Source organism: Uliginosibacterium sp. TH139 (genome assembly GCF_002855595.1).
GTDB lineage: Bacteria > Pseudomonadota > Gammaproteobacteria > Burkholderiales > Rhodocyclaceae > Uliginosibacterium > Uliginosibacterium aquaticum.
This window is the reverse complement of sequence record NZ_PKRR01000001.1, coordinates 93,736-112,936: the sequence shown is the minus strand read 5'-3', so window position 1 is coordinate 112,936 and position 19,201 is coordinate 93,736. Positions and strand designations below refer to the sequence as shown.

General features: G+C 64.3%; 17 protein-coding genes. 16 read left to right on the top strand and 1 reads right to left on the bottom strand.

All coding sequences use genetic code 11. From position 1 onward, the window contains the following. The first annotated feature begins 157 nt into the window (after nt 1–157). The 7 genes from C0V76_RS00495 to garD all read left to right on the top strand — a co-directional run bounded on the left by C0V76_RS00495 (nt 158) and on the right by garD (nt 8,537). Nucleotides 158–1,558: an MFS transporter gene (locus tag C0V76_RS00495; RefSeq protein WP_101940408.1), complete on the top strand. Its 1,401-nt coding sequence runs from the start codon at nt 158–160 to the stop codon at nt 1,556–1,558. An 83-nt stretch (nt 1,559–1,641) separates the two neighbouring features. Beyond that, entirely contained in the window at nt 1,642–2,982 is a 1,341-nt protein-coding gene (gene gudD / locus C0V76_RS00490) for a glucarate dehydratase (protein WP_101940407.1), read from the top strand. A 10-nt stretch (nt 2,983–2,992) separates the two neighbouring features. Then, nucleotides 2,993–3,775, top strand: a complete 783-nt coding sequence (gene garL / locus C0V76_RS00485; protein ID WP_254048161.1) for a 2-dehydro-3-deoxyglucarate aldolase — start codon at nt 2,993–2,995, stop codon at nt 3,773–3,775. Nucleotides 3,776–3,808: 33 nt separating this feature from the next. Next, complete coding sequence (glxR, locus tag C0V76_RS00480) at nt 3,809–4,699, top strand: 2-hydroxy-3-oxopropionate reductase (RefSeq protein WP_101940405.1); 891 nt, start codon at nt 3,809–3,811, stop codon at nt 4,697–4,699. A 17-nt stretch (nt 4,700–4,716) separates the two neighbouring features. Next, nucleotides 4,717–5,997, top strand: coding sequence for a glycerate kinase (locus C0V76_RS00475; protein WP_101940989.1), 1,281 nt, complete (start codon nt 4,717–4,719; stop codon nt 5,995–5,997). After that, nucleotides 5,994–6,827 carry an aldo/keto reductase gene (locus C0V76_RS00470; protein ID WP_101940404.1) on the top strand — a complete coding sequence of 278 codons (834 nt, stop codon included), beginning with the start codon at nt 5,994–5,996 and terminating at the stop codon, nt 6,825–6,827. Before C0V76_RS00475 ends, C0V76_RS00470 begins: the two co-directional genes overlap by 4 nt. A gap of 129 nt (nt 6,828–6,956) precedes the next feature. Then, nucleotides 6,957–8,537 carry a galactarate dehydratase gene (gene garD, locus C0V76_RS00465; protein WP_101940403.1) on the top strand — a complete coding sequence of 527 codons (1,581 nt, stop codon included), beginning with the start codon at nt 6,957–6,959 and terminating at the stop codon, nt 8,535–8,537. Nucleotides 8,538–8,618: 81 nt separating this feature from the next. Here garD and C0V76_RS00460 read toward each other — a convergent pair whose 3' ends face one another. Next, the gene (locus tag C0V76_RS00460; RefSeq protein ID WP_101940402.1) at nt 8,619–9,338 is read right to left on the bottom strand and encodes a FadR/GntR family transcriptional regulator; all 720 of its coding nucleotides are present in this window, start codon (nt 9,336–9,338) and stop codon (nt 8,619–8,621) included. A gap of 293 nt (nt 9,339–9,631) precedes the next feature. On the opposite strand from C0V76_RS00460, the gene C0V76_RS00455 reads away from it, so the two are divergent. From C0V76_RS00455 to C0V76_RS00415, 9 genes are read left to right on the top strand one after another with little or no spacing between them, the layout of a single operon-like run. Then, entirely contained in the window at nt 9,632–10,789 is a 1,158-nt protein-coding gene (locus C0V76_RS00455; RefSeq protein WP_216821609.1) for a mandelate racemase family protein, read from the top strand. Between the two features lie 46 nt (nt 10,790–10,835). Then, complete coding sequence (locus tag C0V76_RS00450; RefSeq protein WP_101940400.1) at nt 10,836–12,437, top strand: ABC transporter substrate-binding protein; 1,602 nt, start codon at nt 10,836–10,838, stop codon at nt 12,435–12,437. Nucleotides 12,438–12,497: 60 nt separating this feature from the next. Further along, complete coding sequence (locus C0V76_RS00445; RefSeq protein ID WP_101940399.1) at nt 12,498–13,538, top strand: ABC transporter permease; 1,041 nt, start codon at nt 12,498–12,500, stop codon at nt 13,536–13,538. A 10-nt stretch (nt 13,539–13,548) separates the two neighbouring features. Next, the gene (locus C0V76_RS00440) at nt 13,549–14,451 is read left to right on the top strand and encodes an ABC transporter permease (protein ID WP_101940398.1); all 903 of its coding nucleotides are present in this window, start codon (nt 13,549–13,551) and stop codon (nt 14,449–14,451) included. Nucleotides 14,452–14,461: 10 nt separating this feature from the next. Then, nucleotides 14,462–15,334 carry an ABC transporter ATP-binding protein gene (locus C0V76_RS00435; RefSeq protein WP_216821608.1) on the top strand — a complete coding sequence of 291 codons (873 nt, stop codon included), beginning with the start codon at nt 14,462–14,464 and terminating at the stop codon, nt 15,332–15,334. 11 nt (nt 15,335–15,345) lie between these two features. After that, nucleotides 15,346–16,143 carry an ABC transporter ATP-binding protein gene (locus C0V76_RS00430; RefSeq protein ID WP_101940397.1) on the top strand — a complete coding sequence of 266 codons (798 nt, stop codon included), beginning with the start codon at nt 15,346–15,348 and terminating at the stop codon, nt 16,141–16,143. A 23-nt stretch (nt 16,144–16,166) separates the two neighbouring features. Further along, nucleotides 16,167–16,955 carry an aldolase/citrate lyase family protein gene (locus tag C0V76_RS00425; protein WP_254048182.1) on the top strand — a complete coding sequence of 263 codons (789 nt, stop codon included), beginning with the start codon at nt 16,167–16,169 and terminating at the stop codon, nt 16,953–16,955. A 40-nt stretch (nt 16,956–16,995) separates the two neighbouring features. Beyond that, complete coding sequence (locus C0V76_RS00420; protein ID WP_101940395.1) at nt 16,996–17,886, top strand: 2-hydroxy-3-oxopropionate reductase; 891 nt, start codon at nt 16,996–16,998, stop codon at nt 17,884–17,886. 46 nt (nt 17,887–17,932) lie between these two features. Then, nucleotides 17,933–19,171 (top strand): glycerate kinase, encoded by a 1,239-nt coding sequence (locus C0V76_RS00415; protein WP_101940987.1) that lies wholly within the window; start codon nt 17,933–17,935, stop codon nt 19,169–19,171. Nucleotides 19,172–19,201: the final 30 nt, after the last annotated feature.

Here is a 19,201-nt window from a genome sequence, read left to right as displayed (position 1 = left end):
CAGAACTGCCGTAAACCCTAGTCACGATACAAAATCTGAATCAATTCAATCATTCATTGGTTTGATGGACGCATAAGCCAGCTCTAGGATTCGTCTCATACCCATCTGCCCTGTGCGGTCGATTTCCGGCCCGCAGGTTTGACTCCCGGAGGAGACAATGACTCAGACCCAAAGCGCAGCAGCCACCCTGGACGGCCCCGTACCTGCGGCCCAAGCCCCGGCGGCAAGCACACCGAAACTGGATTCCAAGGCCCGCTGGGGCATCCTGGCGATGCTCTTCCTGGTGACCACGATCAACTACGCCGACCGTGCCACGATCTCGATCGCCGGCCCGGAAATCCGCCGCGTCTTCGAACTTTCGCCGGTGGAGATGGGCTACATCTTCTCGGCTTTCGGCTGGTCCTACGTGCTGGCCCAGCTGCCCGGCGGCTGGCTGCTCGACCGCTTCGGCTCCAAGATCACCTACTTCTTCTCGATCTTCCTGTGGTCGCTGTTCACACTGATGCAGGGCGCCATCGGCTTCTTTACCGGCGGTGCTGCAGTGGCGGCACTAATCTGTCTGCGCTTGCTGGTAGGCGCCGCCGAAGCGCCGTCCTTCCCCGGCAACAGCCGCATCACCTCGGCCTGGTTCCCGACGCATGAGCGCGGGCTGGCGGCCGCCATCTTCAACTCGGCGCAGTATTTCGCCACCGTGCTATTCGCCCCGATCATGGGCTGGATGGTGCATGAGCATGGCTGGGAAAGCGTGTTCTACGTGATGGGCAGCCTCGGCTTGCTGGTCGCGCTGCTGTGGCTCAAGGTGATCCATAGCCCGAAGGCCCACCCCTCCATCAGCAAGAGCGAGCTCAGCTACATCGAGGAAGGCGGCGGCCTGGTGCATCTGGATGCCGGCCAGGGCGCAGCCAAGAAGGCCGCGCAGGTCGATACCTGGGCCTGCATCAAGGAGCTGCTGTCCAGCCGCATGCTGCTGGGCGTGTATATCGGCCAGTACTGCATCACCACGCTGACCTACTTTTTCCTGACCTGGTTCCCGGTGTATCTGGTGACCGAGCGCCACATGACCATCCTCAAGGCCGGTTTCGTGGCCTCGCTCCCGGCCGTGGCCGGCTTCCTCGGCGGCGTCTTCGGCGGCTGGCTGTCCGACCGCCTCACCCGCAGCGGCTGTTCGCTGTCGGTGGCACGCAAGACGCCCATCGTGTTCGGCATGCTGATGTCGATGAGCATGATCGCCTGCAACTACATCTCCACCGATGCACTCGTCATCGCCATCATGTCGCTGGCCTTCTTCGGCAAGGGCGTGGGCGCACTGGGCTGGGCCGTGGTGTCCGACACCTCGCCGAAGGAGGCCGGCGGCCTCTCCGGCAGCCTCTTCAACACCTTCGGCAACACCGCCGGCATTACCACCCCGATCGTGATCGGCTACATCGTGCAGGCCACTGGCTCCTTCGCTGGCGCCCTGGTGTATGTGGCGGCCTGCGCGGCCCTGGCGATCGCCTGCTACCTCTTCGTGGTGGGTGACATCAAGCGCGTGACGCTGAGCAAATCGATCCGCAACTGAACCTGACCCTCAGCCATGGCGGCCCGCATGGATGGGCCGCCAAGCACTCTCCCCCTCATTTTCTTCCTTGTGGAAAGAACGCCATGAACACACAAACGCACAGCACTCCGGTCATTCGCGAACTGCAGGTGATCCCCGTCGCCGGCCGCGACAGCATGGAGCTGAACCTCTCCGGCGGCCACGGCCCCTTCTTTACCCGCAACATCGTGATTCTCAAGGACAGCGCCGGCAACACCGGTCTGGGCGAAGTGCCCGGCGGCGAGAAGATCCGCCAGACCATCGAGGATGCCCGCCCGCTGATCATCGGCCGCACGCTGGGTGACTACAACGCCGTGCTGAATGCCATGCGCCGCACCTTCGCCGACCGCGATTCCGGCGGCCGCGGCCTGCAGACCTTCGACCTGCGCACCACCATCCACGCCGTGACGGCCGTGGAATCGGCCTTCCTCGATCTGCTGGGACAGTTCATGAACGTGCCAGTGGCAGCACTCCTCGGCGAAGGCCAGCAGCGCGACGCCGTGCAGATGCTGGGCTATCTCTTCTACATCGGCGACCGCAACAAGACCACACTGAGCTACCGCGATGAAGCCGGCGCCGACAACGACTGGTTCCGCCTGCGCAACGAAGAAGCGCTCACTCCCGAGGCCATCGTGCGCCTCGCCGAAGCCACGCACGAGCGCTATGGCTTTCAGGACTTCAAACTCAAGGGCGGCGTGCTCTCCGGCGACGAAGAAATGGAAGCCATCATCGCCCTGCACGAGCGCTTCCCCGAAGCCCGTATCACGCTGGACCCGAACGGCGCCTGGTCGCTCGCCGAAGCCATCCGCCTGTGCCGCGACAAGCACGGCATCCTGGCCTACGCTGAAGACCCCTGCGGCGCCGAGAACGGTTACTCGGGTCGCGAGGTGATGGCCGAATTCCGCCGCGCCACCGGCCTGCCGACCGCCACCAACATGGTCGCTACCGACTGGCGCCAGATGGCCCACTCCTGCCAGTTGCAATCGGTGGATATCCCGCTCGCCGACCCGCACTTCTGGACCATGCAGGGCTCGGTGCGCGTCGCCCAGATGTGCGAGATGTTCGGCCTCACCTGGGGCTCACATTCGAACAACCACTTCGACATCTCGCTGGCCATGTTCACCCACGTCGGCGCCGCCGCGCCGGGCAAGGTCACTGCCATCGACACGCACTGGATCTGGCAGGACGGCCAGCGCCTGACCAAGGAGCCGCTGAAGATCGAAGGCGGTTACATCAAGGTGCCGGAGAAACCCGGCCTGGGCATCGAGATCGACATGGCAGAAGTCGAGAAGGCCCATCAGGCCTACAAGAACATGGGCCTCGGCGCGCGCGACGATGCGGTGGCCATGCAGTTCCTGATCCCGGGCTGGACCTTCAACAACAAGCGCCCGTGCCTGGTGCGCTGAGGACATGAGCATGAATAGCCCTGCCTACACCCCCATCCCCAACAGTTTCAAACGCCGCCTGCAAGAGGGCGAAAAGCTGATCGGCTGCTGGCAACAGCTGACCAGTCCTTTCTCGGTTGAAGTCATCGGCCTTGCCGGCTTCGACTGGATGCTGCTCGACGCCGAACACGCGCCGAACGACATGCAGAATCTGGTCATGCAGCTGATGGCCCTCAAGGACAGCGCCAGTGCGCCGGTCGTGCGGCCACAGTCGAATGATCCGGTGCAGATCAAGCGTCTGCTCGATGCCGGCTTCTACAACTTCCTCGTGCCCTTCGTCGAGAACGCGCAGCAGGCCACCGCCGCGGTGGCCGCCACGCGCTATCCGCCCGAAGGCATCCGTGGCGTATCGGTGGCCACGCGCAGTAACCGCTACGGCACGGTGCCGGACTACCAGAAGGTGGTGAACCACAACATCGTGGTCGCCGTGCAGATCGAAACACGCTCGGCCGTGGCCGACATTGAGGCGATCTGCGCCGTGCCGGGCGTGGATGTGCTGTTCATCGGCCCCTCGGATCTGGCTGCCGGTTACGGCTACCTCGGCGATCCGGGGCACCCCGAGGTGCAGGCAGCCATCGCGACTGTCGTGGCCGCCGGCAAGAAGCACGGGGTGGCCGTGGGCATCCTTGCTCCGGTGGAGGCCGATGCGCGTCGCTATATCGAGATGGGCATCACGATGGTCGCGGTGGGCAGCGACATCGGTCTGCTGCGTGCCGGCAGCCAGACACTGCGCGACCGCTATGCCGGCGCTTGAACAGACATCATTCATTTTTCAGGAGAAGCAAATATGAGCAAGCTGGGTTTTGTTGGACTGGGCATCATGGGCACGCCGATGGCGGCCAACCTCATCAAGGGCGGCCATGAGCTGGCGCTGTTCACCATCGGCCCGGTGGCCCCGGCGCTGACCGAGGCGGGCGGCAAGGTGTATGCCTCGGCCAAGGAAGTCGCACAGAACGCCGACATCATTTTCATCATGGTGCCGGATACGCCGCACGTGGCCGCCGCGCTGTTCGACGAGCACGGCATTGCCGCGGGCCTCACCGCCGGCAAGATCGTGGTGGACATGAGCTCGATCTCGCCGATCGAGACCAAGGAGTTCGCCGCGAAGATCCGCGCGCTGGGCTGCGAGTATCTGGACGCACCGGTTTCCGGTGGCCAGGTCGGCGCCGAAGCCGCCACGCTCTCCATCATGGTCGGCGGCAGCGAGGCCACGTTTGAAGCCGTCAAGCCGCTGTTCGAGCTGATGGGCAAGAACATCACCCTGGTCGGTGGCAATGGTGATGGTCAGACCGCCAAGGTCGCCAACCAGATGATCGTGGCAATGAACATTCAAGCCGTCGGCGAAGCGCTACTGTTTGCCTCCAAGGCCGGTGCCGATCCGGCGCGGGTGCGTCAGGCGCTCATGGGCGGCTTCGCCTCGTCGAAGATCCTCGAAGTGCATGGCGAACGCATGATCAAGCGCACTTTCAACCCGGGCTTCCGCATCGAGCTGCACCAGAAGGATCTGAACCTCGCCCTCAGCTCCGCCCGCAAGCTTGGCGTGGCCCTGCCCAACACCGCCACCTGCCAGGAAATGTTCAACACCTGCGCAGCGCACGGCGGCGCGGCTTGGGATCACTCGGCGCTGGTGCGCGCGCTGGAGATCATGGCCAACTTCGAAGTCGGCCAGAAGGCCTGAGCGGAAAGGGGATGCACATGAGCAGCCAGCGTTCTGCCGAAAGTCTCCTGCGGGACATGTTCCTCGCTGCCATCGAGGCCGCGCAGCCCGCTCACTGCATTCCCGCCTTCCTGCCGGAAGCGCCGCGCGGGCGGCTGATCGTGATCGGGGCCGGCAAGGCCTCGGCGGCGATGGCCGCTGCGGTGGAAGCGGCCTGGCCGGGCAAGCTCGAAGGCCTGGTCGTCACCCGCTACGGTTACGCGGTGCCCTGCCAGCAGATCGAGATCGTCGAGGCCGCCCATCCGGTGCCGGATGAAGCCGGCCTCACGGCCGCGCAGCGCATCCTGGATCTGGTCAGCGGCCTCACGGCGGATGACACCGTGCTGTGCCTGATCTCGGGCGGTGGCTCGTCCTTGCTGCCGCTGCCCCTGCCGGGCCTCACGCTGGCCGACAAGCAGGCCGTGAATCGCGCGCTGCTGGCCTCGGGGGCCTCGATCAGCGAGATGAACTGCGTGCGCCGCCACCTCTCCGCGATCAAGGGCGGACGCCTCGCCGCCGCCAGCCATCCGGCCAAGGTCGTGACCCTGCTGATTTCCGATGTGCCGGGCGATAAGCCCTGCGACATCGCCTCTGGCCCCACCGTGGCGGATATCACCACCTGCGAAGACGCGCTGGCTATCGTGCGTCGCTATGGCATCGCGCTGCCGGCGAACGTGCTCGAAGTGCTCGCCAGCCCGGCGGCTGAATCCATCAAACCGCTCGATCCGCGTCTCGAATATTGCGAGACTCACCTCATCGCCACGCCGCAGATGGCCCTCGAAGCCGCAGCCAAAGTGGCACTGGATGCCGGCGTGACGCCTTACATCCTCGGCGACAGCATCGAAGGTGAGGCGCGCGATGTGGGCAAGGTCATGGCTGGCGTGGCGCTGCAGGTCGTCCAGCATGGCCAGCCTTTCCGCACCCCCTGCGTGCTGCTCTCGGGCGGTGAAACCACGGTCACCCTGCGTGGCCAGGGGCGTGGCGGGCGCAACGTGGAGTTCCTGCTCTCGCTGGGCATCGCGCTGGATGGCGCAGCCGGCGTGCATGCACTGGCCGGAGATACCGACGGCGTCGATGGCGTCGAAGAAATCGCCGGAGCCTATCTCGCCCCGGACACCCTGCAACGCGCCTGGGAGCAGGGCATCCGCCCTAAGGACAGCCTCGCCAATAACGACGGCCATGGCTTCTTCGGCGCACTCGGCAACGCGGTGGTGACTGGCCCGACCCTGACCAATGTGAATGATTTCCGCGCCATTCTGATTGAGGAGCCACAGGCATGAAAACCGTGACCCTGCCTGGCGGCGAAGCAGTGCCCGCACTTGGCATGGGCAGCTGGATGATGGGTGAAGTGCGCGCCAACCGGGCGCGCGAGCTGGCGGCCCTGCAGGCCGGGCTGGATGCGGGGCTGAGCCTGATCGACACTGCCGAGATGTATGGCGATGGTGAATCGGAACGCCTCGTCGGCGAAGCCATCCGGGGTCGGCGCGACGGCGTCTTCCTGGTCAGCAAGGTTTATCCCTTCAACGCCGGGCACCGCAGCATGATCAGCGCCTGCGAAGCCAGCCTGAAGCGTCTCGGGACCGACCGGCTCGACGCCTATCTGCTGCACTGGCCCGGCTCCATCGCGCTGGACGAAACCCTGGAAGCCTTCGAGCGCCTGCAACGTGAAGGCAAGATCCGTTACTGGGGCCTGAGCAATTTCACCGCGCTCGGTATCGACGATGTGCTGAAGGCCTCTCACGGCAAGCTCCCGGTGTGCAATCAGGTGCTCTACAACCTTGGCCGGCGCGGCATCGAATGGGATCTGCAGCCCTGGTGCCGTGCGCACGGCATTCCGCTGATGGCCTACTCGCCGCTGGAGCAGTCGCGCCTGCTGCACGATCCGGGCCTCGGCCGCATCGCTGCCTCCCTGAACGTCACTCCGGCTCAGCTCGCGCTGGCCTGGCTGCTCGGTAACGAGCAATGCATCATCATTCCGAAGGCCTCGAGCCCGCCACGCGTACTCGAAAATGCCGCCGCCCTGTCACTTGAACTGGATGCCGCCACGCGCGCCGCCCTGAACATTTTTTTTCCACCTCCCGCAGCGGCTACGCCGCTCGAAATGCTCTGATGCAGGCTTGCTTCAGGCGTAAAACAGGGCAGGGCGCCGAACACTGTGCCATGGCACGGCAAGGCGATCCAGGCAAGTTATACGCTCGAAGGCAACTCCGCAGGACAAGACGAAAGTGAAGGAAACGCCATGAATATCCCGAATACCGGCAAGGCCCCACTGATCATTCGCATGCACCCGGCCGACAACGTGGCCGTGATCGTCGGCGTGGGTGGCCTGCCCGCCGGCACCGAAGTCGCTCCCGGCGTGGTGCTGCGCGAACATGTACCGCAGGGCCACAAGGTGGCGCTGGAGCCGATCGCCAAGGGCGAGGTGGTGCGCCGCTACGACGTGAGCATCGGCACTGCCCGCGAAGACCTCGCCACTGGCCGCTGGGTGAATGAAAACCTGCTCGCCATGCCTGAAGCCGTGGGGCTCGAAGGCCTGCCGCTGGCCACCCGCAAGCCGCCGCAACATGCGCCGCTTGAAGGCCATACCTTCATGGGCTACCGCAATGCCGACGGCAGCGTCGGCACGCGCAACCTGCTGGCCATCACCACTACCGTGCAGTGTGTGGCCGGCGTGGTCGAACATGCCGCCAAACGCATCCGCGAAGAGCTGCTGCCGCAATATCCGAACGTGGATGGCGTGGTGGCGCTGAACCACACCTACGGCTGTGGCGTGGCGATCGACGCGCCCACCGCGATCATCCCGATCCGTACCGTGCGCAACCTCGCCCTGAATCCGAACTTCGGCGGCGAGGTGCTGGTGGTGAGCCTCGGCTGCGAAAAACTGCAGCCCGAGCGCCTCGATCTGCCCAAGGCGGTGATGCTCAAGCAGGAGAAAGACGACACGGCAGGCCTCGACGTGGTGTGCCTGCAGAACGAGCAGCACGTCGGCTTCGGCGCCATGATCGATTCGATCATGCAGCGCGCCCGCGTCCATCTGGAGCGCCTCAACGCGCGTCAGCGCGAAGTCTGCCCGGCCTCCGCACTGGTCGTCGGCATGCAGTGCGGCGGCTCGGATGCCTTCTCCGGCATTACCGCCAACCCGGCGCTGGGCTATGCCGCCGACCTGCTGGTGCGGGCCGGCGCCACCGTGATGTTCTCCGAGAACACCGAGGTGCGCGATGGCGTGCGCCAGCTCACCGAGCGTGCCGCCACGCCCGAAGTGGGCCAGGCGATCATCCGCGAACTCGGCTGGTATGACGAATACCTGAAGCTGGGCCAGGTGGACCGCAGCGCCAACACCACCCCGGGCAACAAGAAGGGCGGGCTGTCGAACATCGTCGAGAAGGCCATGGGCTCAATCGTGAAGTCCGGCTCATCGGCGATTTCCGGCGTGATCTCGCCCGGTGAGCGACTGGCAGACCGCGGCATCACGTCGGGCCTGGTGTATGCCGCTACGCCGGCCTCGGATTTCATCTGCGGCACGCTGCAACTGGCGGCCGGCATGAACCTGCACATTTTCACCACGGGCCGTGGCACGCCCTATGGCCTGGCCGAATGCCCGGTGATCAAGGTCGCCACGCGTACCGATCTGGCCCGCCGCTGGCACGACCTGATGGACGTGAATGCCGGCCGTATTGCTGACGGCGAGGCCAGCATCGAGTCCCTGGGTTGGGAAATCTTCCAGCTCATGCTCGAGGTGGCCAGCGGCCGCAAGACCTGGGCCGAGCAGCTGAAGCTCTACAACGCGCTGACTCTGTTCAACCCGGCGCCGGTGACCTGATCCGCCGCAGCCCGGATAGCAGAGAAGCCCGCAAATGCGGGCTTCTCTGTTTTTGTACCGGCCCTGCTGCGGGTACAAGGCTCATGGATTGTGCAAGGCCGCGCTGCGTAGCAGGCGCGCCTTGCTTTCGGAAAGATGCATGCGCAGTGCCGCGCGGGCAGCTTCCGGATCCTGGCGTTCGATGGCGAAGCAGATCTGCTCGTGTTCGCGCTGGGCGTGGTTCAGGAACTCCTCGGGCGAACGGCTGCTGAGGCGGCCCGGGCGCATGCTGGCACGAGTCATCAACAACTCGCTGACATAGTGGAAGAGCTTCAGGAAGTGCGGATTGCCAGCCGCCTCGGCAATCAGGCGGTGGAAGCGCAGATCCGGCTCGAGCGCATTTTCATCCCGCAGGATGGCTTGTTCGATGTCGCGCAAGGCCTGCTTCATGGCCTCGAGCTGCTCCGGCGTACGGCGTTGTGCGGCGAGCACCGCGGCTTCTGATTCCAGCCCGATACGCAATTCGAGCAGAGACACCACTTCCTGGATGTCCGTGAGATGGCCCGAATCAATATGGAATCCCTTGGCCGCTTCCTGCTGCAGCACGAAGGCGCCGGAGCCCTGACGCGTCAATACCCTGCCGTTGGCACGCAGGTTGGCAATGGCCTCGCGTACGACAGTACGGCTCACCCCGAACTCGCTGATCATTTTTTGCTCGCTCGGCAATTGGGTGCCGACAGCGTACTGGCCGGAGGTGATCCGTTCGGCCAGGGTGCGGGTCAGCTGGCCAGTCAGGGTTTCGCGCGGCCGGGCTTTAGTCATGCCGTACTCCTGTGGGCTACCTGTCATGATGACTTTTAACTCGTGTGACGTCTTGAACTTATTATATGACTAGTTTCCAGTGCTTTTTCTCCCCAAGGGAAAGCCCTGATGAAGACGTTCTAAGGCCGTATAAATCCAAAAATAGACATTTATTCAAGGATATATGTAAAAAACCTAGGGTAAACGTCTAGGGGTTTAGTGGGTTTGACGCCTTGGCTTCGTGCTCACTACTATTCAGCTCAACACGTATGACGACTGACAAGATGCGGCCCAGGCTCGCAGAACCAGGAGAAATGATGAAGATCGAAAGCATCCGCGGCACCGTATTCACCTACCCGAGCAAGCGCTCGGTGGATAGCGCGGGCCACTCCCATCCGGGACCGGAGAAGGACGCCAAGCTGGCGATGCTGACCATCACCTGTGATGACGGCAGCGCAGGCCATGCTTTCGGGCCGGTCGAAGTGATTCGCCAGCATGTGCTCGACGCTTTCTTCCGCAAGGTGATGATCGGCGCCGATCCCTTCATGCGCGAACAGATCTGGCAGGACCTCGCCCACTGGCAGCGTGGCAGCGCCGGCCAACTCACCGACCGCGCGATGGCCGTGGCTGATCAGGCGCTGTGGGATCTGGCCGGACGCAAGCTGGGCCAGCCGGTGTACAAACTGATCGGTGGTTACCGTGACAAGGTGCCGGCCTACGGCTCCACCATGTGTGGCGATGAGCTCAAGGGCGGTTTGTCCACTCCCGAGGAATACGCCGACTTCGCCCTCAAGCTGGTGGCGCGCGGCTACAAGGCCATCAAGCTGCACACCTGGATGCCGCCAGTGGCCTTCGCGCCGAATGTCGAGATGGACATCAAGTGCTGTGCCGCCGTGCGCGAAGCGGTCGGCCCGAACATCGACCTGATGCTCGATGGCTATCACTGGTACTCGCGCACCGAGGCGCTGAAAATCGGCAGAGCACTCGAAAAGCTCCAGTTCGCCTGGTTCGAGGAAATGATGGACGAGCAGAGCATGTCCTCCTACGTGTGGCTCACCCAGCAGCTGGATATCCCGATCCTTGGCCCGGAATACATGGGCGGCAAGCACCATACCCGCGCCGAATGGATCAAATCCGGCGCCGCCACCATCACCCGTGCCGGCGTGCCGGGCGTGGGCGGCATCACCCCGACCCTCAAGGTGGCCTACATGGCCGATGCCTTCGGCATGAATTGCGAAGTGCACGGCAACGGTGCGGCAAACCTCGCGGTATGCGCGGCGATCAAGAACTGCCAGTGGTACGAGCGCGGCCTGCTCCATCCTTTCCTTGAATACGACGAGGTGCCGGCCTATCTCAACAGCCTGGCCGACCCGATGGACAAGGACGGTTTCGTCCATCTGTCGCAGCAGCCCGGCCTGGGCGAAGACATCAACTTCGACTACATCGCCGCCCACACCGTCACGACTTACTAAGGACCTTCAAAGGCCCCGTCCGACAGAGACAACCAAGGAGACCCGCATGAAATTCAATCGCCTGCTTATTGCTTCCGCCGTCGCACTGGCCCTGGCCAGTGGTCTGGCCGCGGCCAAGACGCCGAACGATCAGCTGATCGTCGGCATGAGCATGAACAATCTGCTGTCGCTCGATCCGGCCGGTGCCACCGGCAATGATGTGGTCGAGGTGAATGCCAACATGTACGACTCGCTGGTCGAACTGGACCCGGCCGACACCTACAAGATCCTGCCGGGTCTGGCCGAAAGCTGGACGGTGGCACCGGACAACCGCAGCATCACGTTCAAGATCCGCAAGGGCGTTAAATTCCATTCGGGTAATCCGCTGACTGCTGAAGACGCCGCCTGGTCACTGCAGCGTGTGCTGAAGCTGAACCTCGCGCTGGCTTCGGTGTGGAAGAGCTATGGGTTTTCCGCTACCAATGTGGAGCAGAACATCCGCGCGCTGGATGCCGAAACCTTGGTGCTGACCCTGCCCGAGCCGACCGATCCGAAGCTGGTGATCTACACCCTCGGCACCTCGGTGGGCGCCATGGTGCTGGATCGCAAGAAGGTGTTGAGCAACGAGAAGGATGGCGACATGGGCAAGGCCTGGCTCACCACCAACGAAGCCGGCTCCGGCCCCTTCGCGCTGAATGACTGGCGCCAGAAGGATGTACTGCTGATGAGCCGCTTTGACGGCTACTGGCGCGGTCCGGCCAAGTTGAAGCGCGTGGTGCTGCGCCACATGACCGAATCGCAGACCCTGCGCCTGATGCTTGAGCGCGGTGATATCGATGTGGCCGCCGGCATGTCGGTGCCCGATGTGGAATCGATGAAAAAGAATCCGAATGCCGTGATCGAGGCGGTCAAGCGCGGCAATGTGTACTACGTGGCGGTCAGCGTGAAGGATCCGAAGTTCGCCGACAAGCGTGTGCGTCAGGCCATTCGTGCGCTCATCGACTATGACGGCATCAACAAGACGGTGATGCCCAACTACGGCCTCTACCATCAGCGCCCGGTGCAGATGGGCCTGCCGGCCACACTGCCCAACCCTGGCTACAAGCTCGATGTGCCGGCGGCCAAGAAGCTGCTCGCCGAAGCGGGTTTCCCGAACGGCTTCAAGACCACCATTCGCGTGCTCTCCGATCCGCCATTCATCAACATCGCCACCAACCTGCAGGCCACGCTGGCCATGGGCGGCATCGAGGCCAGCGTAATCCCGGGTACCGGCAACCAGGTGTATGGCGCGATGCGTGATCGCAACTTCGAGATCATCGTTGGCCGTGGCGGCGGTGGGGCCGAGCCGCATCCGCACAGCAGCCTGCGCTCGCTGGTCTATAACCCGGACAACCGGGATGAGGCCAAGCTGACCAACTTCCAGGGCTGGCGCACCTCCTTCATCAGCCCCGAGATCAATGCCCTGATCGAGAAGGCCGAGATCGAGCAGGACGAGAAGAAGCAGATCGTCATGTATCAGGAAGTGCAAAAGCTCTACGACAGTCAGGTGGGGGCGATCCAGCCGGTGTCGCAGATGGTGGATACCGTGGTCTTGCAGAAGGATCTGCGCAATTTCCACAGTCACCCGGCTTCCACCACGCGCTGGCGCGAGGTCTACAAGCAGCGCTGAGTTCCCGATCGCTCATCCGCGCTCTGCGGATGAGCGCCTCCTGTTGCAACGGAGCATTCCATGTCGATCTTCTTTCCTTCTGGCCGTTCCGCGCGCCGGCTGACCGGTTTCGGCCATCGCCTGGGCATCGTGGCAGTGACCCTGCTGGGCTTGCTGGCCATGACCTTCTTCATCGGCCGCGTGATGCCGCTGGACCCGGTGCTGTCCATCGTCGGTTCGGACGCTGACCAGTCCACCTACGATCAGGTCTTCCACCAGCTCGGGCTGGATCAGCCGCTCTACATGCAGTTCGCCTACTACCTGCGCGATCTGTTGCACGGTGATCTGGGCCGTGCGCTGCTCTCTGGCAATGCCGTCACGGCCGACATCGCCCGCGTTTTTCCGGCCACCATCGAGCTGGCCACCATCGCGATTCTCTTTGGTACCTGCGTCGGCGTGCCGCTGGGCGTGTTCGCCGCCACCCGCAAGGGCCGCATGGGCGACCAGGTGGTGCGGGTGATCAGCCTGTGTGGTTACTCAGTACCCGTGTTCTGGTTCGGCATGATGGGCCTGATCATCTTCTACGCCTGGCTGGGCTGGGCCGGCGGCGCCGGGCGCGTCGATCTGGCCTACGACGGTCTGGTACAGAGCCGCACGGGCCTGCTGCTGATCGACTCGGCGCTGGCCGGCGAGTGGGAAGTATTCCAGAGCGCCATCCGCCACATCACCCTGCCGGCCTGCATCCTCGGCCTGCACTCGATGGCCTACATTGCCCGCATGACGCGCTCCTTCATGCTCAACCAGCTCAACCAGGAATACATCATCACCGCGCGGGTCAAGGGCCTCTCGGAGTTCGAGGTGGTCTGGCGCCATGCCTTCCGCAACATCCTGGTGCAGTTGCTGACCATTGTTGCCCTGGCCTACGGCTCGCTGCTCGAAGGCGCGGTGCTGATCGAAACCGTGTTCGCCTGGCCCGGCTTCGGCAGCTACCTCACTTCCAGCCTGCTGCTGGGCGACATGAACGCGGTGATGGGCTGTGTGCTGCTGATCGGCATCATCTTCGTAACCCTGAATCTGGTGGCCGATGCGCTCTACCAGGTGTTTGACCCCCGCACTCGATAAGGCAGGCACCATGACCACGACAACTCTTCCCGCTGTGGCCCGTGAGCAAACGCCGCAATCCTCCGCCCAGGCCCTGCGCCAGAACCTGGCGCGCAACCTGCGCAAGCTGGTGCGCAATCCGCTGTCGGTGGCGGGCCTGGTGGTGATCGGCGCACTGCTGCTGCTGGCCGCTTTCGCGCCCTGGATTGCCACCCACGACCCGCTGGCTCAGGATCTGGCCAACACCCTCAAGGCGCCGGATGCCGCACACTGGTTCGGCACCGACGAATATGGCCGCGACATTTTCAGCCGCCTTGTGTATGGCTCGCGCATCACGCTCTACATCATCTCGCTGGTGACCGTGATCGTCGGCCCGGTGGGGCTCGCCATCGGTGTGATCTCGGGCTACTTCGGCGGCTGGGTGGATACGGTGTTCATGCGCATCACCGACATCTTCATCTCCTTCCCCGGCCTCGTCCTCGCGCTGGCTTTCGTCGCTGCGCTCGGCCCGGGGCTGGATCATGCCGTGATCGCCATCGCACTCACCGCCTGGCCGCCGATCGCGCGTCTGGCGCGCGCCGAAACGCTGTCACTGCGCAAGGCTGACTACATCGTCGCGGTGCAACTGCAGGGCGCCTCCTCCACCCGCATCCTGCTGCGCCATGTGGCGCCGATGTGTCTGTCTTCGGTGGTGGTGCGCCTGACCATGAATATGGCCGGCATCATCCTCACCGCCGCCGGCCTCGGCTTCCTGGGCCTTGGCGCCCAGCCGCCGGTGCCGGAGTGGGGCGCGATGATCTCGGCGGGGCGCCGCTACATGCTGGAGTGCTGGTGGCTGGTGGCCATGCCCGGCGCCGCCATCATGTTTGCCAGCCTGGCCTTCAACCTCTTCGGTGATGGCATGCGCGACGTGCTCGACCCGCGCTCTGAATAAGGGAGTCTCCATGATGAATCTCGATCAAACCAATCTGGACCCCCTGCTGCAAGTGGAGGACCTGCGCGTGAGCTTCACCAGTGGCGGTTCGCTGGTCGATGCGGTGCGCGGGGTGTCGTTCAGCCTCGGCCGCGAGAAGCTGGCCATCGTTGGCGAATCCGGCTCGGGCAAGTCCACCGTGGGCCGTACCCTGCTGCGGCTGCATCCGAAGAGCGCCCGGATCACCGCCAGCAAGATGCAGTTCGGCGACATCGATCTCGCCACCTGCTCCGAGAAAACCATGCAGTCCATTCGTGGTCAGCGCATGTCGATGATCATGCAGGATCCGAAGTACTCGTTGAACCCGGTGATGCGCGTCGGTGATCAGATTGCCGAGGCCTATCTGGCGCACCACAAGGTCGCGCGTGCCGAGGCCAATCAGCGCGCGCTGGCGATGCTCGAAGCGGTGCGCATCCGCGATCCGCAGCGCGTGTTCCGCATGTATCCGCACGAAGTGTCCGGCGGCATGGGCCAGCGCATCATGATCGCCATGATGCTGATCACCGAGCCCGAAGTGGTGATCGCCGATGAGCCGACCTCCGCACTCGACGTGTCGGTGCGCCTGCAGGTGCTGGCTACGCTGGACGACCTCGTCTCCAAGCGCGGCCTTGGCCTGATCTTCATCAGCCACGATCTGAATCTGGTGCGCAGCTTCTGTGACCGGGTGCTCGTGATGTATGCCGGCCGCGTCGTCGAGTCCATCGCCGCCGCCGATCTGGAGCATGCGAAACATCCTTATACCCAGGGTCTGCTGGCGTCCTTGCCGAGCGTGGACGTGCGCCGTGAGCGCCTGCCGGTGCTGCAGCGTGACCCGGCCTGGCTTACCGAATCCGTCGGCGTCTGAGGAGAAACAAGATGGCAATGATCGAAGTCGACAAGCTCAACCTGACCTTCGGCGAGGGCGAAGAGGCCAACCAGGTTCTGCATGACGTGAGTTTCGAAGTCGGCGATGGCGAGGCCTTTGGTCTGGTCGGTGAATCCGGCTCCGGCAAGACCACTGTGCTGCGCTGCCTTGCCGGCCAGTACAGCCACTGGAGCGGGAGCCTCGCCATCCACGGCGAGAAGCTTGGCCGCCAGCTCGATAAGGCGCGCTGCCGCAAAGTGCAGATGGTGTTTCAGGATCCCTACGGCTCGCTGCATCCGCGCCATACCGTCGAGACGGCACTGCGCGAACCGCTGGCGATCCACGGCATCGGCGACGCGAGCCGGCGTATCGACACGATCCTCACCAAGGTCGGCCTGCCGACCAATTTCCGCTATCGCTATCCGCACCAGCTCTCCGGCGGCCAGCGCCAGCGCGTGGCGATTGCGCGTGCCCTGATCCTTGAGCCGCGCATCCTGTTGCTGGATGAACCGACCTCGGCACTGGATGTGTCAGTGCAGGCCGAAATCCTCAACCTGCTGGCCGACCTGCGCAAACAGGAAGGCCTCACCTACCTGCTGGTGACGCACGATCTGGGCGTGGTCGCCCATCTGTGCGACCGCGTGGCGGTGATGCAGCAGGGCCGCATCGTCGATCTGATCGAGAGCGCCAGTCTGGTCGGCGCGGTACCCGAGCACCCCTATACCCGCATGCTGGTCGAAGCGAGCCGCCACTACAGCCGTGAGATGGCTGAAGTCGGGGCCGACCTCACTCCCGCTGAAGCCGTCTGAACCCAGGAGAATCCACCGTGGACATGATCCTCAACCGTTTCAAACGTGGCCTCGCTGAAGGCCAATTGCAGATCGGCCTGTGGTCGCATCTGTCGAACCATGTCAGCACCGAAGTCATCGGTGGCTCTGGTTTTGACTGGATCGTGCTGGACGCCGAACACTCGCCCAACGAAACCTTCCAGTTGCACCAGCAGCTCCAGGCCCTGTCCGAGGGCGGCAGCAGTGCCGTGGTGCGCGTGGCCTGGAATGACAAGGTGCTGATCAAGCGGGTGATCGACATTGGTGCCCAGACCCTGCTGATTCCGCAGGTGCAGAACGCTCAGGAGGCCGCCGAAGCGGTGGCCGCAACACGCTATCCGCACGACGGCGGTTTGCGTGGTTTCACCGGCCTGTCGCGCGCTTCGCGTTTTGGCCGCATCAAGGATTATCACCAGCGCGCTGCAGATGAAATCTGCGTGGTGGTGCAGGTGGAAACCGTTGAAGCCCTGGAGCAGATCGAAGCCATTGCCGCCGTCGAAGGTGTTGACGGCATCTTCATCGGCCCCGGCGATCTCTCGGCGGCCATGGGCTTCATCGGCAATCCGGGCCATCCGCAGGTGCAGGCCGCGATTGCAGACGCCGTGAAGCGCATTCGTGCCGCCGGCAAGCCGGCCGGCATCCTTACCGGCGACGAGGCCCAGGCGCGTCAGTACATCGAATGGGGCTGCTGTTTCACCGCCGTGGGAGCCGACATCGCCCTGCTGGCGCGGGCCTCCGAGCAACTCGCGGCACGCTTTGCGCCGCTCAAGAACACTTGCCCACAGGCCGCCTGAGGCCGCGTTTCAATCACCGGACAGTCACAGGAGTTTCGACATGGAAAAAATCGGTTTCATCGGCCTTGGCATCATGGGCACGCCGATGGCGGGCCACCTCATCGCCGCGGGCTACCCGGCGTATCTGCACACCGTTGGCGAAGTGCCGCCCTCACTCGTCGCCGCTGGCGGCATCGCCTGCCGCAGCGCGGCCGAAGTCGCGGCGCAGGCCGATATCGTGATCATCATGGTGCCGGACACCCCGCACGTCGAAGCCGTGCTCTTCGGTGAAAACGGTGTGGCGGAGAGCATTTCTGCCGGCAAGGTGGTGGTGGACATGAGCTCGATCTCGCCGGTGGCCACCCAGGAATTCGCGCAGAAGATCGAAGCCCTCGGCGCCGACTACATCGACGCACCGGTCTCTGGCGGTGATGTGGGCGCCAAGGCTGCCAGCCTGACCATCATGTGTGGCGGCAAGGACAGCGTCTTCGAGCGCGTGCGCCCGCTGTTCGAGAAAATGGGCAAGAACATCACCCTGGTGGGCGAGGCCGGTGCCGGCCAGATCACCAAGGTGGCCAACCAGATCATCGTCGCGCTGACCATCGAAGCGGTCGGCGAAGCGCTGCTGCTGGCCTCCAAGGCCGGCGCCGATCCGGCCCGGGTGCGTCAGGCGCTGATGGGCGGTTTTGCCAATTCGCGCATCCTCGAAGTGCATGGCGAACGCATGATCAAGCGCAACTTCGCACCGGGCTTCCGCATTGCCCTGCATCAGAAGGATCTGAACCTCGCCCTGTCCACCGCGCGTACGCTGGGCCTGTCGCTGCCCAACACTGCGACCTGCCAGGAGCTCTTCAACAGCTGCGCCGCACGGGGCGGTGAAGCCTGGGATCACTCCGGCATGGTGCGCGCGCTGGAGCTGATGGCCAATTTCGAAATCGGGCAATCCGCCTGAGGAAAGGGCACGCGTGACGTACGATCCTCAGGTGCTCCTGCGCCAGATGTTCGCGGCGGCGGTGGCCGCCGCTCAGCCGGCACGTTGCCTGCCCCCCTTTCTGCCGCCGCCCCCGCGCGGGCGCTTGGTGGTGATCGGTGCCGGCAAGGCATCGGCCGAGATGGCGCGGGTGGTTGAAGGGCATTGGGCGCGGCCGCTCAGCGGGCTGGTGGTCACGCGCTACGGCTACGAGGTGTCCTGCCAGCGTATCGAGATCGCCACTGCGGCGCATCCGGTGCCGGATGAGAATGGCCTCAATGCAGCGCGCCGCATGCTTGAACTGGTGGGTGGCCTGACGGCCGACGACACCGTGCTGTGCCTGATTTCAGGCGGCGGCTCGGCCTTGCTGCCGCTGCCGCTGGAAGGGCTGCCGCTGGCCGACAAGCAGGCGATCAATCGCGCCCTGCTGGCCTCCGGGGCCACGATCAGCGAGATGAACTGTGTGCGCCGCCACCTCTCGGCGATCAAGGGCGGGCGCCTCGCTGCAGCCTGCTATCCGGCGCGCGTGGTGACCCTGCTGATTTCCGATGTACCGGGCGATCATCCGGTGGATATCGCCTCCGGCCCAACCGTGGCTGATCCTACGAGCTGCGCCGATGCGCTGGCCATTGTCGAGCGCTACGGCGTGGTTCTGCCGGCCGCCGCACGCCGCTTGCTGGAGAGTGGCGAGGGCGAATCGGTGAAACCTGGCGACCCGCGCCTGGCGAACAGCAGCTGCCACTTGATCGCCACTCCGGCGCTGGCGCTGGAAGCTGCGGCGAAACTGGCGCGTGAGGCCGGCTTTGCCGTCTTCAATCTTGGCGACAGCCTGGAAGGCGAGGCGCGTGACATGGGCAAGGTGATGGCCGGCATCGTGCGCAACGTGGCGCTCAATCAGCAACCCTTTCCGTTGCCCTGCATCCTGCTCTCCGGCGGCGAAGCCACCGTCACTGTGCGCGGTGATGGGCGCGGTGGGCGCAATGTCGAATTCCTGCTCTCGCTGGGCGTGGCGCTCGATGGCCTGGCCGGCGTCTGGGCCATGGCGGGTGATACCGACGGCGTTGATGGCCAGGAAGAGATCGCGGGCGCAGTGCTTACTCCGGATAGCCTGCAACGCGCCTGGGCACGGGGCATTCGTCCGCGCGCAGCACTCGACGCCAATGATGCGCATGGTTTCTTCGGTGCGCTGGGAGACTCCGTGATCACCGGGCCAACCCTGACCAATGTGAATGACTTCCGCGCCATCCTGATCGGGGCTGCGGGCTGATCGGCGGTGGCATGCATCCTGTTTTCCCTT